Annotated in this window: 21 protein-coding genes and 3 tRNA genes; 10 read left to right on the top strand and 14 right to left on the bottom strand. The window is 65.1% G+C overall.

The window, feature by feature from the left end; all coding sequences use genetic code 11:
- Nucleotides 1-59 precede the first annotated feature (59 nt).
- Entirely contained in the window at nucleotides 60-1,880 is a 1,821-nt protein-coding gene (locus ACTNFJ_RS01090) for a SulP family inorganic anion transporter (protein ID WP_435907560.1), read from the top strand.
- Here ACTNFJ_RS01090 and ACTNFJ_RS01085 read toward each other — a convergent pair.
- The 8 genes from ACTNFJ_RS01085 to idi are packed head-to-tail and all read right to left on the bottom strand — an operon-like array spanning nucleotide 1,877 to nucleotide 10,944.
- Nucleotides 1,877-2,788: a TIGR01777 family oxidoreductase gene (locus ACTNFJ_RS01085; RefSeq protein ID WP_435907559.1), complete on the bottom strand. Its 912-nt coding sequence runs from the start codon at nucleotides 2,786-2,788 to the stop codon at nucleotides 1,877-1,879. The two genes, ACTNFJ_RS01090 and ACTNFJ_RS01085, sit on opposite strands and share 4 nt — an antisense overlap.
- Complete coding sequence (locus tag ACTNFJ_RS01080; protein WP_435907558.1) at nucleotides 2,785-5,133, bottom strand: MMPL family transporter; 2,349 nt, start codon at nucleotides 5,131-5,133, stop codon at nucleotides 2,785-2,787. The genes ACTNFJ_RS01085 and ACTNFJ_RS01080 overlap by 4 nt, the downstream gene beginning before the upstream one ends.
- Complete coding sequence (locus tag ACTNFJ_RS01075; protein WP_435907557.1) at nucleotides 5,130-6,335, bottom strand: prenyltransferase; 1,206 nt, start codon at nucleotides 6,333-6,335, stop codon at nucleotides 5,130-5,132. The genes ACTNFJ_RS01080 and ACTNFJ_RS01075 overlap by 4 nt, the downstream gene beginning before the upstream one ends.
- The gene (locus ACTNFJ_RS01070; protein WP_435907556.1) at nucleotides 6,332-6,676 is read right to left on the bottom strand and encodes a lycopene cyclase domain-containing protein; all 345 of its coding nucleotides are present in this window, start codon (nucleotides 6,674-6,676) and stop codon (nucleotides 6,332-6,334) included. Before ACTNFJ_RS01070 ends, ACTNFJ_RS01075 begins: the two co-directional genes overlap by 4 nt.
- Entirely contained in the window at nucleotides 6,676-8,289 is a 1,614-nt protein-coding gene (gene crtI, locus ACTNFJ_RS01065; protein WP_435907555.1) for a phytoene desaturase family protein, read from the bottom strand. The genes ACTNFJ_RS01070 and crtI overlap by 1 nt, the downstream gene beginning before the upstream one ends.
- Nucleotides 8,286-9,287: a phytoene/squalene synthase family protein gene (locus tag ACTNFJ_RS01060; protein ID WP_435907554.1), complete on the bottom strand. Its 1,002-nt coding sequence runs from the start codon at nucleotides 9,285-9,287 to the stop codon at nucleotides 8,286-8,288. Before ACTNFJ_RS01060 ends, crtI begins: the two co-directional genes overlap by 4 nt.
- Nucleotides 9,284-10,393: a polyprenyl synthetase family protein gene (locus ACTNFJ_RS01055; RefSeq protein WP_435907553.1), complete on the bottom strand. Its 1,110-nt coding sequence runs from the start codon at nucleotides 10,391-10,393 to the stop codon at nucleotides 9,284-9,286. Before ACTNFJ_RS01055 ends, ACTNFJ_RS01060 begins: the two co-directional genes overlap by 4 nt.
- The gene (idi, locus tag ACTNFJ_RS01050; RefSeq protein WP_435907552.1) at nucleotides 10,390-10,944 is read right to left on the bottom strand and encodes an isopentenyl-diphosphate Delta-isomerase; all 555 of its coding nucleotides are present in this window, start codon (nucleotides 10,942-10,944) and stop codon (nucleotides 10,390-10,392) included. Before idi ends, ACTNFJ_RS01055 begins: the two co-directional genes overlap by 4 nt.
- A 106-nt stretch (nucleotides 10,945-11,050) precedes the next feature.
- Here idi and ACTNFJ_RS01045 point away from each other — a divergent pair, with 106 nt between their 5' ends.
- Complete coding sequence (locus ACTNFJ_RS01045) at nucleotides 11,051-11,626, top strand: MarR family winged helix-turn-helix transcriptional regulator (RefSeq protein ID WP_435907551.1); 576 nt, start codon at nucleotides 11,051-11,053, stop codon at nucleotides 11,624-11,626.
- A gap of 22 nt (nucleotides 11,627-11,648) precedes the next feature.
- Here the strand turns inward: ACTNFJ_RS01045 and ACTNFJ_RS01040 are convergent, their stop codons facing one another.
- The gene (locus tag ACTNFJ_RS01040) at nucleotides 11,649-12,296 is read right to left on the bottom strand and encodes a Maf family protein (protein WP_435907550.1); all 648 of its coding nucleotides are present in this window, start codon (nucleotides 12,294-12,296) and stop codon (nucleotides 11,649-11,651) included.
- Between the two features lie 236 nt (nucleotides 12,297-12,532).
- Here ACTNFJ_RS01040 and ACTNFJ_RS01035 point away from each other — a divergent pair, with 236 nt between their 5' ends.
- Both ACTNFJ_RS01035 and ACTNFJ_RS01030 read left to right on the top strand, forming a co-directional pair.
- On the top strand, nucleotides 12,533-13,837 hold the full coding sequence (locus ACTNFJ_RS01035) for a class I SAM-dependent RNA methyltransferase (RefSeq protein ID WP_435907549.1): 1,305 nt from the start codon (nucleotides 12,533-12,535) through the stop codon (nucleotides 13,835-13,837).
- Nucleotides 13,838-13,890: 53 nt separating this feature from the next.
- A complete protein-coding gene (locus tag ACTNFJ_RS01030) occupies nucleotides 13,891-14,772 on the top strand; it encodes a leucine-rich repeat protein (RefSeq protein WP_435907548.1) in 882 nt (293 codons plus the stop codon).
- A gap of 12 nt (nucleotides 14,773-14,784) precedes the next feature.
- On the opposite strand, the gene ACTNFJ_RS01025 is transcribed toward ACTNFJ_RS01030, so the two are convergent.
- Entirely contained in the window at nucleotides 14,785-15,276 is a 492-nt protein-coding gene (locus ACTNFJ_RS01025; protein WP_435907547.1) for a hypothetical protein, read from the bottom strand.
- A gap of 46 nt (nucleotides 15,277-15,322) precedes the next feature.
- Between ACTNFJ_RS01025 and ACTNFJ_RS01020 the strand changes: the two genes are divergently transcribed.
- Nucleotides 15,323-15,394: transfer RNA gene (locus ACTNFJ_RS01020), tRNA-Thr, on the top strand.
- Between the two features lie 34 nt (nucleotides 15,395-15,428).
- Nucleotides 15,429-15,502 (top strand) — tRNA-Met (locus ACTNFJ_RS01015).
- A gap of 71 nt (nucleotides 15,503-15,573) precedes the next feature.
- On the opposite strand, the gene ACTNFJ_RS01010 is transcribed toward ACTNFJ_RS01015, so the two are convergent.
- Nucleotides 15,574-15,747, bottom strand: coding sequence for a hypothetical protein (locus ACTNFJ_RS01010; RefSeq protein WP_435907546.1), 174 nt, complete (start codon nucleotides 15,745-15,747; stop codon nucleotides 15,574-15,576).
- 70 nt (nucleotides 15,748-15,817) lie between these two features.
- Here ACTNFJ_RS01010 and ACTNFJ_RS01005 point away from each other — a divergent pair, with 70 nt between their 5' ends.
- Nucleotides 15,818-16,027: a TM2 domain-containing protein gene (locus ACTNFJ_RS01005; protein WP_435907545.1), complete on the top strand. Its 210-nt coding sequence runs from the start codon at nucleotides 15,818-15,820 to the stop codon at nucleotides 16,025-16,027.
- 115 nt (nucleotides 16,028-16,142) lie between these two features.
- On the opposite strand, the gene ACTNFJ_RS01000 is transcribed toward ACTNFJ_RS01005, so the two are convergent.
- Nucleotides 16,143-16,230, bottom strand: a tRNA-Ser gene (locus ACTNFJ_RS01000).
- Between the two features lie 162 nt (nucleotides 16,231-16,392).
- Here ACTNFJ_RS01000 and ACTNFJ_RS00995 point away from each other — a divergent pair.
- Together ACTNFJ_RS00995 and ACTNFJ_RS00990 are read left to right on the top strand one after the other, a co-directional pair.
- Nucleotides 16,393-17,829, top strand: coding sequence for a dipeptidase (locus ACTNFJ_RS00995; RefSeq protein WP_435907544.1), 1,437 nt, complete (start codon nucleotides 16,393-16,395; stop codon nucleotides 17,827-17,829).
- Nucleotides 17,830-17,920: 91 nt separating this feature from the next.
- Nucleotides 17,921-18,595: a lipase gene (locus ACTNFJ_RS00990; RefSeq protein ID WP_435907543.1), complete on the top strand. Its 675-nt coding sequence runs from the start codon at nucleotides 17,921-17,923 to the stop codon at nucleotides 18,593-18,595.
- On the opposite strand, the gene ACTNFJ_RS00985 is transcribed toward ACTNFJ_RS00990, so the two are convergent.
- Together ACTNFJ_RS00985 and ACTNFJ_RS00980 are read right to left on the bottom strand one after the other, a co-directional pair.
- Nucleotides 18,563-19,864 (bottom strand): glycosyltransferase, encoded by a 1,302-nt coding sequence (locus ACTNFJ_RS00985; RefSeq protein WP_435907542.1) that lies wholly within the window; start codon nucleotides 19,862-19,864, stop codon nucleotides 18,563-18,565. The two genes, ACTNFJ_RS00990 and ACTNFJ_RS00985, sit on opposite strands and share 33 nt — an antisense overlap.
- 14 nt (nucleotides 19,865-19,878) lie before the next feature.
- Complete coding sequence (locus ACTNFJ_RS00980) at nucleotides 19,879-21,066, bottom strand: glycosyltransferase (protein WP_435907541.1); 1,188 nt, start codon at nucleotides 21,064-21,066, stop codon at nucleotides 19,879-19,881.
- 189 nt (nucleotides 21,067-21,255) lie between these two features.
- Between ACTNFJ_RS00980 and ACTNFJ_RS00975 the strand changes: the two genes are divergently transcribed.
- The gene (locus ACTNFJ_RS00975) at nucleotides 21,256-21,558 is read left to right on the top strand and encodes a helix-turn-helix domain-containing protein (protein WP_435907540.1); all 303 of its coding nucleotides are present in this window, start codon (nucleotides 21,256-21,258) and stop codon (nucleotides 21,556-21,558) included.
- The last annotated feature ends 4 nt before the right edge of the window (nucleotides 21,559-21,562 follow it).

Raw genomic sequence — 21,562 nt, 5'->3', positions numbered from 1 at the left:
AATCGACCAGGATCAACTCTTTTCCGCCCTCGCCGTGCCCGCGACGCTATCCTGACGACATGGCTCCGATAAGGCGGACGCAGGGCGCAGCGGGAAGCTTTCTGCGCACACTCCGCACCCTACTTCCGGGGCTCGACACCGCCCTCGGGTACCAGCGAGCTTGGCTGTGGCCCGACATCCGCGCGGGGCTGATCCTCAGCGCCCTCCTCGTGCCCGCCGGCATGGGGTACGCCCAGGCCGCGGGACTCCCGGCGTACACCGGCCTCTACGCCACCATCATCCCGCTGCTCGCGTACGCGATCTTCGGGCCCTCTCGCATCCTCGTCATTGGGCCCGATTCCGGGCTCGCGCCCCTGATCGCGGTTGCGGTGCTGCCGCTCGCACTCGGAAACGACGACCGCGCGGTCGCCCTCGCCGGGCTTCTCGCGATCATGGTCGGTGTGATCCTGATCGCCGCGGGCGGCCTTCGTCTCGGCTTCGTCACTGACCTGCTGTCGAAGCCGATCCGCCGCGGTTATCTCAACGGCATTGCCCTCATCGTGATCATCTCGCAGCTGCCCAAGTTGCTCGGTTTTTCGATCGAGTCGACGCAGCCGTTGGACGATCTGTGGACGATCGGGGCCACGATCGCTCGGGGCGGAATCGAACCACTCGCCGCGGTCTTCGGCATCGGCGCACTTGCGGTGATCTGGGGGTTCAAGTTTCTCCTGAAAGACCGGATCCCGGGAGTGCTCGTCGCGGTGGTCGCGGGGATTCTCCTCACCGCGATCCTTGGCCTGTCGGAGGAGCTTTCAGTGGTGGGCAACATGCCACAGGGGTTTCCGGCACCCGCCCTCGGCGGCATTGAGTGGTCTGATGTGCTGGCACTCGCCGCGCCAGCACTCGCAATCGCCCTCATAGCCTTCGCCGACACCGGCGTACTCTCCCGCACCCTCGCCTCAAGGCGCGGCGAAACAGTCAGCGGCAGCCGCGAGATGGTGGGCCTCGGCATGGCGAATGTCGCCGGCGGCGTCATGGGCGGCTTCCCGATAGCAGGGTCGATGTCGCGCACCCCCGTGATCGAAGCGGCGGGCGCGCGATCACAACTCGCCGCAGTGGTCGGGGCGCTCCTGGTGCTCGGCTTCATGCTGTTTCTGCCGGGCGTGACCGAGTTTCTACCCGAATCGGTGCTTGCCGCGGTCGTCATCGTAGCGATCTCGTCGGTATTTCAGCCCACCGGTGTCGGGATGTGGAAGATCGATCGGTGGGACAGCGGCCTCGCGATCGCAGCGTTCCTCGGGGTGCTGCTCGTCGGCGTGCTCGAGGGCATCCTCATCGCGATCGGGCTCTCGTTCGTTGCCTTCGTGTGGCACTCGTGGCGGCCCTACCGCGCCGAGCTGGGCCGGATACCCGGTCGTCGCGGCTACCACGATCGGTCACGCAACCCCGAAGCAGAACGCATTCCGGGCATCGTCATCGTGCGCTGGGATGCCTCGCTCTTCTTCGCGAATGCCAACATTTTCGCCTCCTGGGTGCGCGGAGTATTGAAACGGGCCGAGCGCGAGGCACCACCCGGCGCTCCCGCGATCCACACCGTCATGGTCGCCGCCGAGCCCATCACCGACATCGATACGACGGCGATGGACGAGCTCGTGCGACTCGATGAATACTTGCAGACCCGCGGGATCACCCTGCTTCTCGCGGAACTGAAAGGTCCGGTGCGAGACCTGATCCATCGCCACGGGCTGGGTTGCAGGTTCACGCCAGACCGGTTCCCCCCGACGGTCGGCGCGGCGGTGGATTCCTTTACGGGCGAGCTGCGCACCGACATCTCAGCGGAAGACACAGCTTCACTCGACGATGACAGCGGGAAGCCGCCACGGGGCACCCCCGACGATTAGTTCCGGCTGTCACCCTCCGCAAGGGCTGCAGTCACAGCAGCCTCGACTGTCTCAGTATGAAATACGAACTCCGTCTGCTCAAGCACCGCGGGTCGCACGTCGGCATCCGCGGTGAGCAGTGACTCGGTCGCGGCACGGCCGAGCGCGAGCCGCAGCCCCCACTCAGGCGCAGGAAGCCAGAACGGCCGCCGCATCGCGCGCGCAAGCGCTCTCCCCTGCTCGTTCGCTGTGGCGGGGGTCGGGCCGGTGAGATTCACCGGGCCCTCGATTTCGCTGTCGATGAGGTGTTGAATCGCGCGCACCTCGTCGACCAGCGAGATCCACGGCCATACCTGGGTGCCGCGCCCCAGAGGCCCACCGAGACCGAGACCGGTGAGTCGCATCATGGGCTTGAGCACACCGTCACGGTGGATCACCGGAGCCGTGCGCAACAGCACGACACGGCTGTGCGAGCCCGCGGTCTGCGCCGCCCGTTCCCACTCCACGCAGAGTCGCGCAAGGAACGTGTCTCCCGCCGGGGACTTCTCCGTGAGCGTCGCTCCTGGCACGGACCCGTAGTATCCGACCGCGCTGGCGGAGAGGAAGGCGGGCCCACCTCCCCCGAGCTCGCGAATCGCGTGGGCAAGCGCGAGCGTGGGGCCCAGCCGTGAGGCTGTAAGTTCCGCCCGGTAATTTGATGTCCAGGGCATGCGCCCGACGCTTGCGCCGCCGAGCGCCACCACCGCGTCAGCCCCATCAATGAGGCCGGGGTCGAGCGGGCGTTCCCCCGGGGCCCACGAAATCTCGTGTGCCCCGCGCGCGGGGCGCCGCACCAAGGTGGTGACCTCGACGCCCTCGGAGCGGAGCGCGCGCACGAGGGCAGTACCGATAAGGCCCGATGCTCCCGAGATCACCACCTGGCGAGTCATGCGCGATCCGCCCCTGCGATGTCACCCTCGGGTGCCGTGGTCGACACTGCCGCATGCGCGGGCTGGTGGGCGGCACTGCCTGAGACTGCAGCAGCCTGAGTCGCCGCGACCTTCTCCTCGTGCTCGGCCCGCCCCAGTTTCGAGGGCCACCAGATCTTCCGTCCAATGTCGTAGCCGAGCGCCGGAACCAGCAGCGTGCGCACAACAAACGTGTCGAGCAATACACCGAACGCCACGATGAATGCGAGCTGCAGCAGGAAGAGAATCGGGATCACCGCGAGCGCCGCGAAGGTTGCCGCGAGCACAAGGCCAGCGGAGGTGATGACACCGCCCGTGATGGTGAGCCCGCGCAGAATCCCTTCACGGGTGCCGTGCTTGATAGTTTCTTCTCGCACTCGGGTCATCAGGAAGATGTTGTAATCGATGCCCAGGGCAACAAGGAACACAAAGCCATACAGCGGCACCGCCGGGTCAGCACCCGGGAACTGGAAGATGCCGTTGAAGACCAGCGCCGAGACCCCTAGTGCCGTGCCGAATGAAATCACGGTGGTGATGATGAGCAGCACCGGCGCCAGGATTGAGCGCAGCAGCAGCATCAGGATCAGCAGGATGACCACCAGAATGATCGGAATGATGAGGTTTCGATCGTGGATCGACGCGTCGTTCGTGTCGAGCGCGGTGGCGGTCACACCGCCCACGAGGGCGCTCGGCGCCTCATCGGCGAACTCGGCGCGGAGCTCGCGCACCGTGTCGCTCGCCTCGGCGGAGTCGGCAGCGTTGACGAGCGTGCCCTGCACGAGTACCTGGCCGTCCACCACGGTGGGTTCCGGTGCCGGGGTGCCGGGTGGGCCGAACGCGGTGATGCCATCTGCGGTGACCGGCGCGGATCCACTCGGTGAGTCTGCAGCGGTGACCGTGACGCCGTCGATGCCGGAGTTTGCAAGCAGCACGTTCGCCGCGTCTTGCAGCTCAGCCTCGTCGACGACTACCTGCACGGGGCTGCCCGATCCACCTGGGAAATGCTCGCCCAGCGCGACCTGGCCGTCGCGCGCCTCCGAGGCCCCCAGCACCAGATCGGAGGCTGGCACCCCGTCGGCCTTCAGCTGCGTGATGCCGAGGGCACCGATCAAGAGCACCACGGTGGTCAGCACCCAAATCAGGCGTGGGCGGCGCTGCACGAGGCGCGCAACCGAGACCCAGAAGCCCTTCGTGGGCATGCCATTTTCCGCGGCGACGACCTCAGGTTCGAACTTGGGCCTTCGTGGCCAGAAGGCCGCGCGACCAAAGGCGAACATCAGCGCGGGCAGCAGGGTGAGGGCTGAGAGCATCGCAAAGACGATGCCGATCGCGGCAACCGGGCCGAGCGTGCTGTTCGACTTGAGGTCTGACAGCAGCAGAGTCAGGAGACCCGCGATGACCGTACCACCTGAGGCGAGGATCGGCTCGAACGAGCCCTTGATGGCGCGCATCGTCGCGATCCATTTGTCGGAGTTCACCCGCAGTTCTTCACGGAAGCGCGCGACGAACAGCAACGAGTAATCGGTGGCGGCACCGATCACCAGGATGAAAAGGATGCCCTGGGTTTGGCCGCTGAGGAGCAGAATCTCCCACTTCGCGAGCCACCACACCAGAAGCAGCGCGGCGCACAGCGCGAAGAGGCTCGTCGACAGCACCGCGACGGGCAGCAGGAGCGACCGATACACGAGCACCAGGATGACCAGCACGGCAAGCAGCGCCACTGCGAGGAGCAGCCCATCGATGCCTGAGAATGCGGCAGTCAGATCGGAGGTGAATCCGGCCGGCCCCGTGACAAACACCTCGACCCCCGGGGGTGCGTTCGCGCGCAGCTCGTCACCAATCTCGGTCACAACCTCAGAGATCTCAGCATCGCTGGAGATCGGCACGAAGGCTTGGACCGCCAAGCCGTCCTCTGACGGGATTGCGGGCGATACTTCGTCGCCCACCCCTTCGAGCTCGGTGAGGGCAGCGATCTCGTCTGCGATTTCCGAAACCTGATCCGCAGAGAGCTTCTCGTCGCCCACCATCACGACAATCGCGGGGATGGCATCGGAATCACTGAACTCACTCAGGAGCACCTGCACCTGAGTCGCATCCGCCGACTCGGGCAGGAACGTGGTCTGGTCGTTAGACGACACCTCTTCGACTTTGCCAAAGTACGGGCCGCCGACACCGGCCGCCGTGAGCCAAATCAGGATGAGTATCGCGGGAATGAAAATGCGCAGCCACTTCGGCACCCTCGAGCGCACGGGGTCGAGGGTGCCTCGTGCGTGGTGAGGATCGTGTGGCGCGTTCGCTTGCTGCGCGATACGTGAACGGGAAGTCATGCCGGAGTCCATTCGGTAATGAGGATGAGGGTTGCGAGGGCACCTGAGAGGAAATTGAGCCAGATGAAGCGGCGCCAGGCGACGTTGGTGCGGCCCGACGTTTCGTCGGTCACGTTCCACCATGGCGCGCAGTTGAGCAGGTAGGGCACCACAATGATCGCGGCGAGGGGGCCGGGCCAGGGCGTCAGGAGCATGGCCACGCCCGCGAGCAGCCACAGCACCAGGGCGAGTCTCGCGGTGGCGCGTGCCCCGATGACGGTTGCCACCGAGTGGATCCCGGCCTCACGGTCGGGCCCAATGTCTTGAATAGCGCCGAATGCATGTGCCGCCATTCCCCACACAAAGAACGCACCGAGGATCAGCACGAGCGGCAGGGTGAACTCGGCGCCCGCGAGAGTGAGCCCGACGATCGCCGGACTCACGAAGTGAGTGCTGGATGTGATCGAGTCGAGAAACGGTCGCTCTTTGAAGCGCAGACCCTTCGCTGAATAGGCGATGACCGCGAAGACGCTGACCGCGAGTGCCAGCCAGGAGGCGGGCCCGCCTGCAAGCGCAAGCAGCACGAGGAAGGGGATGTTCGTGAGGGCTGCGGTCCAGAGCGTTACCCGGTGCAGGCGCGGGGCGAGTAACGCCCCTTCCAGGCCTCCCTTACGGGGGTTGGCAAGGTCCGAGTCGTAGTCAAAGACGTCGTTGATGCCGTACATCGCGAGGTTGTAGGGAATGAGGAAGTAGAGAAAACCGAGCACGAGCACCCAGTCGATCTCGCGGGTGGTGAGCAGGTATGCCGCGCCGAAGGGGAACGCCGTGTTGATCCAGCTCACCGGACGCGAGGAGAGAATGAGCTGCGAGAATGCACGCTGCCGCTCGGCCCCGCCCCGCGCGAGGAGCGCCCACAGTGCGGGAAGCAGCAACGCCGCGGCCAGGGGGTAGGCGAAGTCCTCGAGCGGCGCGACCCCGATACTCACGCCACTGACAAGTTCGGGCGCGTAGTGAAAGAGCTCGAGTGCGATCATGACATTGTCGAAGATCGCCGTCAGCACAAACAAGACGAGCACCGTGATGCCGACCGCAACCCAGTGTCGACGTGAGGCTCCCAGGCTCGCGAGCGGCGGGGTGCGTCGCACTGCGGCCAGGCCCCACACCACGAGACCGGCAACGAGGGCGATGCCTGCCCCGAGAAGAGCGAGAGCGGGATAGGTCATGGCTGATCCACCAGCTGTCGCGCGGACGCGCGGGACGACAGGAAACGCACCGAGGCGGTATAGATGATCATGGTGCACAGCACCAGGAAGATGAGAAAGACCGGCTCCTCGAGGGGTAGCTCGGGCGCGAGCACTATTCCGGTCGCTACGGGGCTGTCGCCACGCAAAAATATGCCGAGGGCGATGCCTGCGATATCCCAGACGAGAAACAGTGCGGTGCCCAGCACAGTGATCAGGCTCGCGATCGCCGCGTCGTGCCAGAAGAACAGACGAAACCGGTGGTCAAGCAACAGCATGCAGCCGATGCCTACCAGGAGCGCCGCGAGGTAGAGGGCTCCCATTAGGCCGGGCCCCCGTTGCGGGCCGGAACGGGGAGGGGACCCGCGCTGTGGTCGCCGCGGATGCGCTTGAGTACCAGTTCGGCACTAATCAGGCACATGGGTACCCCCACCCCCGGAGCCGTGGTCGCTCCCGCGTAAAACAACCCCTCGACTTTCTTCGAGGCGTTCTGTGGGCGAAACATGGCGCTCTGGCTGAGGATGTGGGCCGGGCCCAGCATGCCTCCCTGCCAGGAGTGATAGTCGCTCTGGAAATCTGCGGGACCGATGGTCTCGCGTACGACGATGCGCTCACGGAGCCCCTCGATGCCCGACCACTCCGCGATCTGGTCGATCGCTGCGTCGGCTGCACGCTCGATCGCTGCGTCACCCGCGCCGTCCGACCCTCCGCCGCCGAGGCTGGGGTCTGCCGGAACCGGGATCAAGATAAAGAGGTTCTCGTGCCCTTCCGGTGCAACACTCGGATCGGTCGCGCTGGGCTTGCAGACGTAGATCGAAGCCGGGGAGGGAACGCGCGTATCGGCGCCAAAGATCGCGTCGAAGTTTTCGTGCCAATCATTGACGAAAAAGAGCGAGTGATGCGGCAATTCGGGCAGCTCGCCCTGCACGCCGAGCATGACCAATACTGCGCCCGGCCCGCTCGTGCGCTTCTCCCACCACTTCTCGGGATAGCTGCGATCGGACTCGAGCAACAGACGGGTCTCGGTGTGGTGCAGATCGGCGCCTGAGACCACGATGTCGGCCTGCTCGCTGTGCTCGGCTCCGTCGGCGTCCAACCAGATCACCCCGGCAGCCTCGCGCTGCCTTCGGCTGAGCTTTCCGGCCTTTCGCGACTTGCGGGTGAGGATCCGTTTCGCCTCGGCTCCGGTCGTGATCCGCACGCCCGCCTCGATCGCGAGCGCCTCGAGACGCTGGGAGATCTGCCAAAAACCGCCCATAGGGTACTGCACGCCCTCGTCGAGATCGAGCGCGCTCATGAGATGGTACATCGCAGGCGCATCTGCCGGATTTGTGCCGAGGAACACCGCCGGGTAGCCGAGCACTTGACGCAGCACGGGGTGCTCGAACCGCTTCGCCACGTACGATTCAAGCGAGGTTGCGAGCAAGCCAGTGAGCTCGGGAACCGAAGCCAACACCTCAGCCTGAGTCAGCGATCCAACCTTCGTAAATGGATTGTAGAGAAAGTACTTCTCGGCCATATCCGTCGTGTTCCGGGCCGAAGCAAGGTACTTGGCCAGGGCCTCGGCGCTGCCCGGTTCGACGCGTTCGAAGGTATCGAGCACGCGATGCTTGCCCAGGGGAATCGTCAGCGGCTCCGGTCGCTCTCCACCCGCACCCGGCTCTGAGAAGACCCGGTAGCCGGGGCGAAGAAAGGTGAGATCAAGCTGTTCCTCGGTGGTGGTGCCCAGCATCTCGAAGTAGTGATCGAAGACCCGCGGCATGAGGTACCAAGACGGGCCCGTATCAAAGCGAAATCCGTCACGCTCAATGAGGCCCGCCCGGCCCCCGACCCGCTCGTTCTTTTCGAGCACGTGTACGTCGTGGCCCTCGCGCGCGAGCAGCGCGGCGGTAGCCAGGCCGGCCACTCCGGCTCCGATGACGATCGTGCGGGTCATGTGTCTCGCTCCATCCAGGTTGATATGAGTGCGCGCGCGGCAAGCCCGGCCTTCACCGGGTCGGGCACACGCACGCGGGTGCGGTACAGGTTTGCGGCGGGGGTGCGCTCCACCCGGTCGGTCAACGCTGCAAACAGCGCGAGCGCGCTGCGCACGGCGGCCCGCGCGTCTTTCGGGAGCAACGGGATCACCGCGCGCGCATCGTCGAGCTGCGCGCGCACGGTGCGCACCCACGCGTCGCGATCCGCGTCGCTCAGGCTCTCGTCGACGCTCAGATAGCTGCGACCGAGACGATCAGTGTCGTCGGCTAGATCGCGCAGAAAGTTGATGTTTTGAAAGGCGGCGCCCAGCTGGCGAGCGCCAGATTCGAGCCGGTCTCGTTCTTCAGCGGTGATGCTCCGCCCGCGCAGGAAAACGCGCAGACACATGAGCCCCACCACCTCGGCGGAGCCATGCACATAGCGCGCGTGTGCTTCCGTGTCATACACCAGCGGGGCTGGGCGCTGCTGCGCCCCCGGCTGGGCGTCGGGTGCGGGTTGAGAATCGGGTTTCGTTGCGGGCTCGGGTCCGGAGAACGCACCACCACCAGCCTGAACTTCGGCTGCGCCGCCACCCTCGCCCAGGTCGGCGCGCATGGAATCGAAGAACGGCTGCGTCAGACTCTCATCGATGCCCGCCGCGCGCGCGGTACGAGCAAAGGCGTGGATCACGAGGTCGCTGGAATACCCAATCACCATGGCACGGTGCGTGTCGGCGACGTACCGCTCGAGGGTCTCTGCTTGCTCGGCCACGGTCAGCCCAGCCTCAGCAGCCACCCCGTCGACGATCTCGTCGGCGACGCGTACCAGCGCGTAGATGTTGCGCACGTGCTGTCGATGCCGGCGGCCCAGGAGCTTCGTCGCGAGGCCGAAGGAGGTGGAATACGTGCCGATCACGTCGCCCGCGGCGACCTCGGCGGTGCGGGTGAACCGCGCGAGTGAGGACTCCTCGTCGCTCACGATCGACGCTCCTCGAGCTCCGCAGCGAGCGCAAGCAGCACCCGCCTGGCGCCCGGGGCAATAGAGTATGCGCTTCCCGCGCCCGCGAGCACCTCGTAGAGCGCGGTCGTCTGCTCTTCAACGAGACCACGCACGAATTTCTCTGCCCCGCAGTCAGTGAGGAGTGCACGCATGCGGGCCCCCATCTTCTCGGTGAGCTCGGGATTGCCAAACTCACTCTCGATCGTCGGCCACGCAGTCGTCATCCTCGCGTAGGAAATGATGGCAGTCTGCTTGCCCTCGCGCAGGTCAGAGAACGGATCTTTGCCATGCAATTCGGGGTCACCGAACGTCGAGATCAGATCGTCTTGCAGCTGAAAAGCGAGACCAAGGTGGTATCCCGCCGCGGTGAGTGACCGCTCAAGGTGCTGCGGAGCCTGCGCGAGGATAGCCGCCGCGCGCATCGGGAGTTCAAAGGTATAGGTTGCGGTCTTGTGCGCCGACATGGTGAGAACGGTGCTCAGGTCGGGAGCGATCAGTCCGTCGCTCAGGCCCACGTCGAGCTGTTCGCCGGCAATCGACTCGGTAATCGTGTGCTCAAGCAGATCGAGCATCTGGATCCGCACGGTCTGCGGCAACTCCACTCGGGCGAAGATCTGATGCGTGGTGGCGAGCAACAGATCGCCCATCAGAATCCCGCCGGTGCGGGCCCAGTGCAGCGCACCGCGCTGGTCGCATTCGCCACGCGCGCTGCCGTCATCGAGCAGCGCGCCGATGAGGTTGCGTCGCCCACGACGCACCAGGTCGCCGTCGATCACATCGTCGTGCAGGAGGAAGGAATAGTGCAGGAGCTCGATCGCTGCGGCGAGTCGGATGATCGACTCTCGCTCGACCCGACGGGCGGGAGCACTTTCCGCCGCCAATGCGTCAAAGATCTCCACCATCAGCACAGGCCGCACGAGCTTCCCGCCGAGCACGTGTTCTGCGGCTAGCCCCCACAGGTGTGTGAATTCGCTGCCGTAGGCCTCAGCCGCTGCAGTCTGAGCAGCGAAAATCTCGCTCAGTTCGCGTTCGACCGCCGCGCGCAACTGCGCCCGGGTGCGATCGTGCCCGATGACGGCAGTCATTGCTCATTTCCTTCCGGAGGTAGGGATGCACCGGCGTTCAGCCAATCGAGCAGTTGCGGCAGTTGCATGGCAAGCCATGGGCTGAACGCGAAGGGGGCACGCTCAACAGCTTCCGCCAGGCCCACCGGATCGACCCACGCCCATTCGATCACTTCGTCAGGGCGAGGAACGAGCTCACTCTGCAAGCGCGCGACGTGCACCGGGCATACCTCGTTCTCGACAATCCCGCTCGCGTCGACCGCACGGTATCGAAAGTCAGGAAGCGCGACCTGAATATCAGCGACAATCGCACCGAGCTCGTCTGCGGCTCGGCGCTCGATCGCCCCTTGCGTCTCTTCGCCAGGGGCGGGATGACCGCAGAAACTGTTGGTCCACACACCCGGCCAGGTGCGCTTGTCGAGCGCGCGCCGCGTAACAAGCAACTGCCCATGTTCGTTCATGACGTAGCAGGAGAAGGCAAGATGCAGCGGGGTCTCGGTCGTGTGTACCTCTGCTTTGGGTACCGTACCGATGGCCTCACCTTCATCACTGAGGAGGACTACCATCTCCATGCATTCCACCTCCGTGCCTTCGAGCATGTATCTGACCTCACAAAATATTATTAGCCGATCTAGCAAATAACCTAGCACGAAGTCTGAAACAGGTTACTATATCGACATGCCTGAATTCGACGATCGAGGGGACGCTGTTTCGTCGACCCTCTACAACGTCGAATCTAGCGATCCCAACTCCCGATTGATCAATCGCGCCAACCTTTCGCCCGATGAAATGCAGCAGATCGGGAGGCTCATGTCAGCCCTCGGTAGGCTACGGGAGGCCGAGCAAGAGCTGTCGGACGCTTCGCAGAAATACATGAAGCTGAATCGCTCAGACATGCGCGCCCTGCATTACCTCATTGTTGCGGGAAACACCGACAACATCGCTACGCCCGGCGCCATCGCCAGCCACTTGGGCATCTCCAGCGCCTCAACAACTAAGCTGCTCGATCGGCTCGAGAAGGCCGGGCACATCACCCGAGCTCCGCATCCGACCGACCGTCGTGCCCTCGCGATTTCAATTACCCCCGAGACCCACGAGGCGGCCATGCAGACCGTGGGCCGACAGCAGGCAAAACGATTTCACGCAGCCGCTCGCCTGAACCCGCAGGAACGCGAGGTGGTGATCCGCTTCCTCGCCGACATGACCGAACAGATTGGTCTCCGCGACGCAGCCTGGGCGGGCGGAGCAACCTAGACCCACCAGCGCGGCCAGCGGATCAGCTATTCCACAGCTCGGGGTAGGCGTGTCCCAGCCGCGTGACGAGGCGCCGCAGCGCGGGCAGGGACAGCCCGATGACGCAGCTCGGTGCCCCCTCGATCCGCTCGATAAAGGCTCCGGCCAGCCCATCGATCGCGAAGCCCCCGGCCAGCAGCAGCGGCTCGCCAGTCGCGACGTATGCCTTGAGCTCAGCATCACTCACATCTGCCGACAGCGTGACCGTGGCGGTGTCGACCTCTCCCCGCGCGCCCCGCACCTCGCCACCCCGGCAGTCAATTAACCAGTGCCCCGAGTGCAGCACACCCGTCTGCCCGCGATGCTGCCGCGACCGCTCGAGGGCGACCTCTGGGGTATACGGTTTCCCCAGAATCTCGCCATTCAGCAGAAACGCCGAGTCGCCGCCGAGCACGAGCCCGTCGATCTCGCCGGTGCCGGCGGGACCGTGCCGCCGCACAACATCTTCCGCTTTCAGCCTCCCGAGGTACTCGACGAGTTCGGGTGCGCTGAGAGTCCGCCCCAACTGCGCCTCCCGCGCCTCCACCTCGGCTTCCTCATCAACCTCGGGGGCGAAACAGACCGGTTCGATACCCGCACCACGCAACACAGACAGGCGGGCAGGCGAGGTCGAGGCAAGTACCAGACGCATACTCGAAATTCTAGGGCGGATCAGCCCCACTCCCTGACCCGTTGCCCGACCCGGGGGTCCCTAACCCCGGCTCCCACCACATCCCAGGACTTCTGCAGAAACCCGGACCCGAACCGCACTTTTAGTCCGGGATTATGCAGGTCTCCGAGCGGCGGCTGGGTGCAGAAAGGGATGCGGAGTCGGGCCTCGGGGGCTACCGGACTGCGTGGCAGGCGCAGGGTGGGAGAATGGGGCTCATGACTGAACCCACACCCCTCGCCGTTGGCGACGAGATCGAGCTCGACATCACTGGCATCGCCCACGGCGGCGTGACCGTCGCCCGTCACGAGGGGCGTGTGGTGTTCGTAGCAGACGCGATTCCAGGCGAACGGGTGCGCGCTCGGGTCACCGAGGTACGCAAGAAGTCGTTCGCTCGCGCCGCGACAGTGTCAGTAATCGAAGAATCAGCGGATCGGCGCCCGCATATCTGGGCCGAGGCCGCGCTCTCGCGCAACCCCGAACACCGGGTGGGCGGCGCCGAGTTCGGGCACATCGCGCTCACCCGCCAGCGCGCGCTCAAGGCCGAGGTGCTTGCCGACGCGCTGCGTCGCTTCGGCGGTCTGACAGACGCCGAGATCGCGGTAGTGGCCGGCGGATCGCTTGAGGTCGAGGCTGTGCCCGGCGACGACGAAGCGAACGGGCTGGGCTACCGCACCCGCGTGCGCTTGCACGTTGACCCGGAGACCGGCCTCGTGGGCCCGTACGCGAGCCGCAGCCGCCAGGTGATCCGCGTGAGGAGCCTGCCGCTCGCGGCCGAAAGCATCGAGCTTTCCGCGCCACTGAGTGAGGCGATGCCTGATGTGGTGACGGTGGATCTTATCGCCCCCAGCGCAGACGACTCCCGCATGTTGGTGACGCTGCCCGGCGAGAAGAAGCGCGCGGGTGAAAACGATCGGGTCGCCGAATCGGTCGGCGGGCGCGAGTTTCTCGTGCGCGCCGGAGGATTTTGGCAGGTACACCGGGAGGCGCCACTGACGTTGTTCACTGCGGTGCGTGACGCGATCCACCAGCTGGTCGATGAGGGCCGGTTCGACACTTCTGCCGCGAACCTCGACCTCTATGGCGGCGCAGGCCTCCTCGCTGCAGCCATGGCTGAGGCCGCAGGACCCACGCTGAAGGTCACCACGGTCGAGTCCGACCCGGGCGCCACGGACGATGCCGCCGAGAACTTACAAGAGCTAGTCGGCGGACTCGCCGTCACTGCACGCGTGGATCGGCACCTCGCCGACCTCGTGAAGGGCGCACCTACCGTGCGCCAGCGGCTGCGCCGCGCGACGGTGGTGCTTGATCCACCGCGTTCGGGAGCCGGTGGCGGCGTGGTCGCGCAACTGGGCGAGCTCGCCCCCGCAAACATTGTCTATGTGGCGTGTGACCCGGTCGCACTCGCCCGCGACACCGCGACACTGCGGGAGCTCGGGTATCGACTCGCCTCTCTGCGCGCGTTCGATCTGTTTCCGCACACGCACCACTTCGAGTCACTCGCGGTGTTCCACCGCGTCTAGAATTGGAACTCGTACAACTCACGCGTCACGGGCCGCACCACTGAGGAGCCAGCATGCAAGGCGAGCAAGCACCTCGAACACGGGAAGAGCATGGATTCTCGCTCGTGGAGCTTGTCATTGCCATCGTCATCATCGGCATTCTTTCTGCGATCGCAATCCCAGTGATTTCCGGGATGAATGAGCGAGCGGATCTGGCCAGCGACCAGGCCGCTGTGCACAACCTGAACAGCTCGACGGCGATCGCTCGGGTTGATGCCCAGGACGACCCCTTCACGACTGCCGGAAGTACCGACGCGAGCCTCATGAGCTACCTCGTAGATACCGGCCACCTCAAGGCTCCAGTCACCCCTCGCACACCGGATGCCCGGTTTGCCTGGGTCATGAGCGACGAGCGATGGCAGTTGCTCCTCACCGACAAATTCACCACGATCGGCTTGGCGGAAGGCCTATATACCGGCTCTAACTACTGGGCATCGGTGCTCCGCGGTTCCTACACTGGCTCCGGAACGAACATCCTGATCCCCGCCTCTCTCGACGGAACCGCGCTGACGGCGATCTACCAGGAAGTCTTCATGGGGAAAGGACTGACCTCAGTGTCGTTCGACCCCAAGGGCAAGATTGCACACATCCATGCTCGAGCATTCCAGAACAATCAACTGACGGAACTCGTGCTGCCCGACACCCTCACGCGGATCGATACCCGGGCTTTCTACGGAAATCCAATCAGCCGCGTCCGCATTCCCGACAGCGTGACAACTATCGAGAACAACGCCTTCAGTAACCTCACCGAGATTACGGTGGGCGGTGGTTTGCGGACCCTACCCGACGGCGCTATCAATGGCACCAACGCATTCCGAAATGCGTATCGAGCCGCGGGCGGGGGCGCAGGCACGTATACCTGGAACGGGTCTGCCTGGATCAAGTCCGCGCCGTAACTCTGGTTCGGTTCAAGCGGCAGGGTCACGCTCGAACGGGTGCGGCACCATGCCGCCCTCCTCGAATTCGTCTTCCTCCGGGCGAGGCTCTCGTCCCGCCGCGGCCGCGTAGCCGAGCGCGATGATCATCGTCGAAAACGCAACGATCCCCAGCGGGTTGCAGAATGCGATCGCGAGCTCGTTAGCGAGCGGGCCCCAGAAGTGTCCCGCAATTGAGACAAGCTCGCCGCCGACAACGTCGGGCACAGTGATCCCGAATCCGAGAGCCGAGACCCATGACAGGGCGAGGGCAATGTAGGGCGCCCGCCCGACGCGCAGGCCGCGATCCACCGCGATGCGCATGCGACGCACGGTCCATAACTGCAGCCAGACATACGGAAGCGTAATGAGCGGGAAGTACCACCAGGTGAGTTCACCGCCGAGCCCAAACATCCATCTGCCGAGGCCCATCCAGAGCGCCAACAGAATTCCAACCCCACCGATGACCTGATTTCGCACTGACACAGAGATGATGGTAGCCTTTCCTGGTTGCTTCCGCACGGGAGCATACGCCCCGATAGCTCAGTGGTAGAGCACTTCCATGGTAAGGAAGGGGTCCCGGGTTCAAATCCCGGTCGGGGCTCTGATCTGCTCAACGCCCACACGGCGAACCTTGTGGCTGAGTAGCTCAGCTGGTTAGAGCGCACGACTCATAATCGTGAGGTCGCGGGATCGAGCCCCGCCTCAGCTACCGAGCTAGGTCACGGAATACCCCGCCCACCAGGCGGGGTTTTTTCGTTTCTGCCTGAGCCGCCCGATCGGTCAGATGAAACGCTTCAACCCGGTCGCCGTGTAGAACCGCACGGCCCCGTTTGAATCGCGAACGCCATACACGGACTCACCATTCGACATCTCCCGCATGTCGGTGATCGTGCCGCGCGCCCCACCCAATGCCATCACATCGTCGCCAACAGAGAGACTGATTGCTTCATCCATGACTTGAGCCTACGCCGACTTCCTGCCTCACGCGCAGAACTGCCGCCTACGCCGACACTATTCTTCAGACATGGCAAAAACATATGCGAAAAAGGAAGCCGGCATCGCCTACGGGCTCATGCTCTTCACGCTCCTCGGTGTCGCCGGGGTTCAGCACTTCTATATGGGCAAAATCGGTCGCGGGTTCCTCTGGCTGCTGACATTCGGCCTGCTCGGCATCGGGACGATCATTGATCTCTTTACGATCCCCGGCCAGATCCGCAACGTCAACCGGCGGTAGCGGGATTCGGGAAAAGTCGGGGGCGAGATCGCAGCCCTGCACCTGAATCCGCGCAACACCGCACGCGCTGCTTCGCTGGCACAAGGAAAATCCCCCTGCGCAGGCAGGGGGATTTTGGCGGAGGATAGGGGATTCGAACCCCTGAGGGCTTGCACCCAACACGCTTTCCAAGCGTGCGCCATAGGCCACTAGGCGAATCCTCCAGCGCTGACTGCACGCAATCAGCGTGTTCCAGCTTAGTCGGTTTCTGCGGTGCTCTGGGCACACGGTCGCCGAACGTCCATCCGACTCCGGCCCGACCCACCGAAACACCCGCTCCCGCACCTAACGAGCATTCTGATCGCCGGTTGAGAGAGAATACGTGCATGACCTCACAGCCCAGCACCCCCGTCTCGGCAGATCGCACTATGCTCGGCGCACGCGTGGAGGCGCTGATGCCGCGGACGCTCGCAGACCTCGCAGAGATCGTCGCGATTCCCTCGATCGCCGACGAGCGTGTGGTGGATCCCGCCGAGTGCGTGCGCGCGGCGGAGTGGGTGCGCGACGCGTTTCGCGCGGAAGGCGTGCCGGTCGAATTGGAGCTCACCCCCGACGGTACCTACGCGGTCATCGGCCACCGCCCCGGCCCGCTCGGCGCCCCCACGGTGCTGCTCTACTGCCATTACGACGTGCAGCCCATTCTCGACGAGCACGAGTGGATCACCCCGCCGTTCCAACTGACCGAACGCGGGGGGCGTCTATACGGTCGTGGATCCGCCGATTGCAAGGGCAACCTCGTGGCGCACCTCACCGCGCTTCGCGCACTCCGCGACGCCACACCCGGCGCAGAGGCCGCACAGCCCACTCGCGCATCGCTCGAGGGCGACTCTCCCTACCCGGTTGGCCTGATCGTCGTGGCGGAGGGCTCAGAGGAGCAGGGCCGCGCAAGCCTCGACCGCTACGCGGAGGCGAACCCAGAACTCTTCCGTCAAGCTGATGTGATGCTCATTCAAGACGGAGGCAATGCCTCCCACGGGCTCCCCACCCTCACCACTACCCTGCGCGGCGCGGTGGATGTCATCGTGACCGTTTCGGCCCTCGAGGCTTCCGTTCACTCCGGGATGTTTGGCGGCGCCGCCCCCGACCCGGTAGCTGCGCTCGTGCGGATGCTCGCGACCCTACGCGACGAGCATGGCGACGTCACGGTGCCCGGAATCGCCGCAGACCAGAAGTGGGACGGCGTGCCTTACGACGAGCAAGCATTCCGCAGCGACGCGGGCATGCTCAACGGCACCGAGCTCCTCGGCTCGGGCAGCATCGCCGCACAGCTGTGGGCACGCCCGGTGATCACGATCCTTGGCATCGACGCCCCTGCGGTGGTGGGCGCAGTAGCCGCAATCCAGGCGCGGGCCGCTGCGAAGCTCAACCTTCGTGTGCCTCCGGGCGAGGATCCGGCACAACTCAGAGACGCCCTCATCACCCACCTGCAAAGGGTCGCGCCGTGGGGCGTGCAGGTTGAGACGACGGCGGGAGAGCTGGGCTACCCGTTCAGCGCCGACACCTCGGGCCCGGCGTTCACCCTGTTGAGCGATGCCCTCACTGAGGCCTACGACGGGGTCACGACGGTGACGAGCGGCCACGGTGGTTCGATCCCGCTCACCACCACGCTGTCGAAGCTCAACCCCCGCGCCGAGATCATGCTGCTCGGGGTGCCCGACCCCGAGAGCCGCATCCATTCCACGAACGAAAGCGTGCACCCGGAAGAGATCCGCCGCATCGCGCTCGGCGAGGCGCTCTTCCTCATCAGGTTGGGACACGCGTGACATACCTGAGAATCGTGTGCGAACGATTTGTTTATAACGGAACGGTAACGCATACTAGTTGAGGCGGCATCCGGGGACGGGTGCCATTTCCATGACTGACCAAGGAGAATCGCGAGTGCAGACCCCCGTCAAGGCGTTCATCGTCAGCTTGATTTCAGCGATGACCTTCGCCCTTGGCGCAGCACCCTCCTACGCGGCACCCGTCACCGAGAGCTTCGCACTCGCTCCCGCAACAGCTCCGACCGCCGCGAACGCGCAGCGCCTCAACACTGACCTCGGCTCCAGCGAAACTGCGCCGCTTGACACGCTGCTTCTCCTGTCGAATGCAGTCGAGAATCCACCCGCTGCGCTCCCCCACAACTTTGATGTTGCGGCCACGATCGCGCTCGCCGAGAGCGAGGTCGGCACCAGCCGAGCGACTGGCTGGTCGCAGCCCGGTGAGTGCATCATGTCGGCTCAGCGGTGGATCCACGCGGGCGGCGGCGCTTGGGCTGGCGGCGGAGATCCAGTCACCAACTACAACGGTGCGACCCGCCTTCCGGTGAGCGCGGCGCTTCCGGGCGACATCATTCAGTACGAGCACCTGACTTTTCCCACCTCGTGGGTCTCGGGAGTGCACACGGTGCTCATCACCGGCGTGAACGCTGATGGCACGTTCACCATCATCGAGTCCAATAACCCCGGCGGATCGGGCCTCGTCTCGAAAGACGAGAGCTGGGTACCCGCCCCACCGTCAGGATTCCAGGCCGTCGCCTGGCGCTTCTAGCACCCCCTCGTACTGCTCCAAGAGACGCCCGGTCTGTTCCGACTGTAGAAACTCTCGGGCCTGTTCGAACGGCACCCGCAGTTCACCGGGAGCCGCGGCGATCGCGGCCACCGACTCGGCGAGAGTGTGGGCTAGCGCATTCACCGACGGTTCGGCCACGAGCCAAGACGGACTCACCGCCACGTCTGCGGCAATCGCGGGGTCACTGAAGATGGTGGGCGTTCCGAGCAGTGCAGCTTCAAATGGGGTGAGCCCCTGCGTCTCGAACCCGATCGAGGTCTGCACGAGCGCATCCGCATTGTGGATCGCGACCAGCGCCTCCTCGTGCGAGACGGGACCCGCAAGCGTCACCCGATCCGCGAGTCCGAGTGACGCCACTCGCGCGCGCACCTGCGGCAGCAGCAGCCCGGCACCGTACAGCGTGATGTCAGCGTCGACCCGCGCGAGCGCCAGCGCATCGACAAATTCGAGCACCCGCTTCTCGTGGCTCATCCGGCCGAGCCACACCAGTCTCGGGCGCGTATGCTCCGAGCGGGAGTCCTCGCGAATCGCGGCAACGAGGGCGTCGTCGACCCCGTTCCTCGTGACGAGCACCTCACGCGCGACCCCGCGCCGCATGAGCTGATTGGCAAAGTGCTTTGATGGGGCCGACACAATCGTCGCCTCCGCAGCGAGCTCGGCCAGGTACCGCCACGCCCCGCGGGCAGTGCGATCCACTGTGCCGCGCGGCTTACCCAGGGCAAGCCACCTCCAGAGCCGCAGCCCCTGAAACACGATCGGTGCAAGGGGGGTGACCGCACGGGTGCCCTCGCCGACGTTGTTGTGCAGCGTGTGCATCACGGGCACACGCAATCCACGCGCCGCGCGGAGCCCGATCAACGCCCCCCAGAAGTCTCCCTCGAGGTGCACGAGGTCGACGGGAGGTAAGCTCCGCAGACCTGAGGCAAGCGCCCGGTCGCTGCGGGCGCCGGGCCAGCTCAGCGAATACTCGCGGTCACGGGTGATGGGAATCGATGGCAGTGCGACGACGGAATCCGCTGGGATATGGGCCGATCCCGGGCGCCTCGGATCCACGAGCGCCTCGCGAGCCGGGGCAGACGCAACGGGCGACTCTGCCGACCGGTGTGTGGCGCCCCCTCGATGCAGCGCGGGCGCGGCGATCGTGACGACATGCCCCGCCTGTTCAAGCGCACGCCACTGCGCGCGAATGGCGACCTGCGCGCCCCCGAGGGAGTCGGGGTGTTGGTCGGTGACGATCAGGATGTGCACGATGTGCTGCCCGGTTACGCCGTTGCGGCTTGACCGCGATACAGCCGTTCGAACGTGTCGAGCGTGCGGTCGAGATCATGCACCTGCACCGCGTCGAGCGAGGCTTGCTGCATGCGCAGGTACTCCTCGTCGCTGGCGCTCAGCACGCGCTCAATCTGGGCGGCAAGCTGCTTCACGTTGCCAGGTTCAAAGAGGTACCCGTTCACACCGTCGGTAACGAGGTGCGGTAGCGCGACCGCGTCGGCGGCAAGGATCGGAAGCCCGGAGGCCATCGCTTCCATAGTCGCGATCGATTGCAGCTCGGCGATTGAGGCGATCACGAAGATGCTCGCCTCGGTGAGGTGACGGCGCAGCTCCTCGTCGCTGACGCGGCCGGTAAAGTACACGCGGCCCGACAATCCGAGCTCAATCACGAGCTTTTCCAGGTTCTTGCGCTGATCACCGTCGCCAACAATCGTGAGCGTTACGCCGAGATCGGGGTCGAGTCGGGCGAGCGCCCGCAGCAAGACATCGATCTCCTTTTCAAGGGTGACGCGCCCGACGAAGACCAGTCGGGTGCGCGGGCGCGGGCTCAGGTTTGCGGTGTAGTTCGAAGCCCGTAGGCCGCAACTCACCGCGAGCACGCCGCGTCGATTCGTATTTTGCTCGAGAAAAGCTGCTGCCCGGCGGGTGGGTGTGGTGACCGCGCTCGCTCGTCTGAGTATCCGATCGGCGTCGCGCCAGGCCCAGCGCACAAAGGAACGCATGGTCCATTTCGGGAGCAGGGTGAAATCAAGCACGTTTTCAGGCATGACGTGGTTGGTGGCGACGATGCGAATACCGCGCTTCTCCGCTTCCTTCGCGAGCGCGCGGCCGATGATGATGTGTGACTGAATGTGGACGACGTCGGGCCGAACCTGATCGAGTACCTGCCTGGCATAGTGGCGCGCACGCCACGGCAGCACGAACCGCAGCCAGTCGTGCGGCAGCCATCGAAGCGCTGGCGGGCGGTGCAGCATCATGGGTACGCCCTCGATCGACTCCACGCTGGGTGTGGATCGCCGCCACCGAAACCCTGGCGCGAGCACGTGCACATCGTGGCCGCGTTCGACGAGGCCGGCGGCCAGGCGCTCAGCAAAGCGGGCAGCACCATTGACATCGGGCGCGAAGGTGTCGCAACCGATGACAATGCGCAGACGGTCGGAACGATCGTTAGTGCTCACGGTCGACGGGGCCCCTCGCTGGAAATCTCGGCTGGTCAGTGCGGGGTTCCAGTCTATGGGGTGAAGCTCTATGCGGGCAGAGGCCAGCACCCACAGTTCAAGAGGCGGGATCCACTCTCGTCTTGATGCGTTTACCCCCAGTGCGCAAAGTCTCTGGCGATTTTCGCATGAGGCGAGCACGCTTGATCGGTGCCCAAGTCTCACTCCGCCGCAGCCGTAGAACTCGGTCGCCGCATTCGGGCCGCGCGGCACGAGCTCGGCATCTCTCTCGAAGACCTGGGCGAGCTTTCATCCATCAACTGGACGACGATTGGCAAGATCGAGCGCGGAGTGTCGAGTCCCACGGTGGAGTCTCTGATCCGAATTGCCACGGCCCTGGAAATCGATCCCGGCGCGTTCGTAACAGGCCTCACCGCCGATCACTACGGCGAGCGCGAGCACCAGCTCACCGCCCGCGACCTCATCAGGGCCCGTCTCGGAAAGCGCAGCTAGGCCG

This window comes from Leucobacter shiyiweii (genome assembly GCF_052446065.1).
Taxonomy (GTDB): Bacteria; Actinomycetota; Actinomycetes; order Actinomycetales; family Microbacteriaceae; genus Leucobacter.
This window is presented reverse-complemented; position numbering and strand designations above follow the sequence as displayed.

Excerpts from the sequence above, each read along its gene's own strand:
- ACTNFJ_RS01090 (WP_435907560.1), top strand. The coding sequence starts at position 60 with ATGGCTCCGATAAGGCGGACGCAGGGCGCAGCGGGAAGCTTTCTGCGC.
- ACTNFJ_RS01085 (WP_435907559.1), bottom strand. The coding sequence starts at position 2,788 with ATGACTCGCCAGGTGGTGATCTCGGGAGCATCGGGCCTTATCGGTACT.
- ACTNFJ_RS01080 (WP_435907558.1), bottom strand. The coding sequence starts at position 5,133 with ATGACTTCCCGTTCACGTATCGCGCAGCAAGCGAACGCGCCACACGAT.
- ACTNFJ_RS01075 (WP_435907557.1), bottom strand. The coding sequence starts at position 6,335 with ATGACCTATCCCGCTCTCGCTCTTCTCGGGGCAGGCATCGCCCTCGTT.
- ACTNFJ_RS01070 (WP_435907556.1), bottom strand. The coding sequence starts at position 6,676 with ATGGGAGCCCTCTACCTCGCGGCGCTCCTGGTAGGCATCGGCTGCATG.
- crtI (WP_435907555.1), bottom strand. The coding sequence starts at position 8,289 with ATGACCCGCACGATCGTCATCGGAGCCGGAGTGGCCGGCCTGGCTACC.
- ACTNFJ_RS01055 (WP_435907553.1), bottom strand. The coding sequence starts at position 10,393 with ATGACTGCCGTCATCGGGCACGATCGCACCCGGGCGCAGTTGCGCGCG.
- idi (WP_435907552.1), bottom strand. The coding sequence starts at position 10,944 with ATGGAGATGGTAGTCCTCCTCAGTGATGAAGGTGAGGCCATCGGTACG.
- ACTNFJ_RS01045 (WP_435907551.1), top strand. The coding sequence starts at position 11,051 with ATGCCTGAATTCGACGATCGAGGGGACGCTGTTTCGTCGACCCTCTAC.
- ACTNFJ_RS01040 (WP_435907550.1), bottom strand. The coding sequence starts at position 12,296 with ATGCGTCTGGTACTTGCCTCGACCTCGCCTGCCCGCCTGTCTGTGTTG.
- ACTNFJ_RS01035 (WP_435907549.1), top strand. The coding sequence starts at position 12,533 with ATGACTGAACCCACACCCCTCGCCGTTGGCGACGAGATCGAGCTCGAC.
- ACTNFJ_RS01030 (WP_435907548.1), top strand. The coding sequence starts at position 13,891 with ATGCAAGGCGAGCAAGCACCTCGAACACGGGAAGAGCATGGATTCTCG.
- ACTNFJ_RS01010 (WP_435907546.1), bottom strand. The coding sequence starts at position 15,747 with ATGGATGAAGCAATCAGTCTCTCTGTTGGCGACGATGTGATGGCATTG.
- ACTNFJ_RS01005 (WP_435907545.1), top strand. The coding sequence starts at position 15,818 with ATGGCAAAAACATATGCGAAAAAGGAAGCCGGCATCGCCTACGGGCTC.
- ACTNFJ_RS00995 (WP_435907544.1), top strand. The coding sequence starts at position 16,393 with ATGACCTCACAGCCCAGCACCCCCGTCTCGGCAGATCGCACTATGCTC.
- ACTNFJ_RS00990 (WP_435907543.1), top strand. The coding sequence starts at position 17,921 with ATGACTGACCAAGGAGAATCGCGAGTGCAGACCCCCGTCAAGGCGTTC.